The sequence below is a fragment of the Bifidobacterium sp. UBA744 genome (assembly GCA_002298605.1).
GTDB lineage: Bacteria > Actinomycetota > Actinomycetes > Actinomycetales > Bifidobacteriaceae > Bifidobacterium.
In genome coordinates this window covers 6,784-8,106 of record DBKS01000002.1, presented here as the reverse complement: position 1 = coordinate 8,106, position 1,323 = coordinate 6,784, and the positions used below count along the sequence as shown (strand labels likewise).

Genomic DNA, 1,323 nt, shown 5'->3' with positions numbered 1-1,323 from the left:
CGGCGGGCGGCACGGCGGTCGCGATCCGCCGGCGTCTGCGGGCCGCCGCCTCGCCCGCAGGACGCCATATCGCCGCGCCTACTGCCGCTTGACCTGCGTGAGCTGATAGGCGGCGAACAGCACGGCCAGCCAGATCACACCGGCCACCACGGCGATGCGGTAGCTGTCGGAGAAGCACATCAGCACCACGACCAGCAGCATGAACGCGATCACCGCATACGGGGTCACCTTGGCGAACGGCAGCTTGAACGCGATCCTGTCAAGCGCCTCCCTGCCCTTGAGCCCCTTGAGTTCGGCCGGGCCATCGCCGGCGGCCACCACGCGGCGGAACCGGATTTCGGTGATCATGATCATGATCCAGTTGATCGCCGCGGCGATCGTCGCGATCGACATCAGATAGTTGAACGCGAACTCGGGCCACACAAACACCACCACCACGGCGATCGCGATGATGATCGCGGAGGTGACGACGCCGCCGACCGGCACGCCGCGCTTGTTGAGCCGGCCCAGATAGGCGGGCGCGTTGCCCTGCCTGGCCAGGGAATACAGCATGCGGGAATTCGCGTACAGGCCGGAGTTGTAGACGCTCATCACGGCGGTCAGGCACACGAAGTTCAGAATGCCGGCGGCCGCGTGCACGCCGACGGAATCGAAGATCTGCACGAAGGGGCTGGAATTGCCGTCGATGGTGCTCCACGGCACCACGGCCATGATCACGCCCAGCGCGCAGATGTAGAAGACGAGGATACGCCAGATGATGCCGTTCGTCGCCTTCGGGATCGTGACGCGCGGATTCTCCGTCTCGCCGGCGGTGATGCCGATCAGCTCGGTGCCGCCGAAGCTGAACATCACCACGACCAATGCCATCATCAGACCGGTCCACGTGCCGTCCGCATTGCGGGACATCAGGCCGTGCGGCAGGAATCCGCCGTCCACGGAGAACCAGTTCGCGAAGCTCGCGCGGATGCCCGAAGCGGTCGGCACGTTGGCGACGACCACATACAGGCCCCCGAGGATCATCGCCAGCACGGCGACGATCTTGATGATGGCGAACCAGAACTCGAATTCGCCGAACTTGTTCACGCCCATCAGGTTCAGCGCGGCGATGGCGACCAGGAACACAACCGCCGACACCCACTTCGGAATGTTCGGGAACCAGTAGTTCACGAACGAGCCGACCACGGACAGCTCCACCATGGCGACCAGCACGTAGTTGAACCAGTAGTTCCATCCGGAGATGAAGCCCGCGCGCTTCGACCAGTAGCGCGTCGCATAGTAGCTGAACGCGCCCGCGCGCGGATCCTCCACCGCCATTTCACTCAG

General features: G+C 64.6%; 1 protein-coding gene. It reads right to left on the bottom strand.

Going from position 1 to position 1,323, the window contains the following annotated elements:
• Positions 1-78 precede the first annotated feature (78 nt).
• Positions 79-1,323, bottom strand: a 1,245-nt coding sequence (locus tag B2994_RS00095; protein ID WP_291526385.1) for an amino acid permease, incomplete at its 5' end; no start/stop codon positions are given.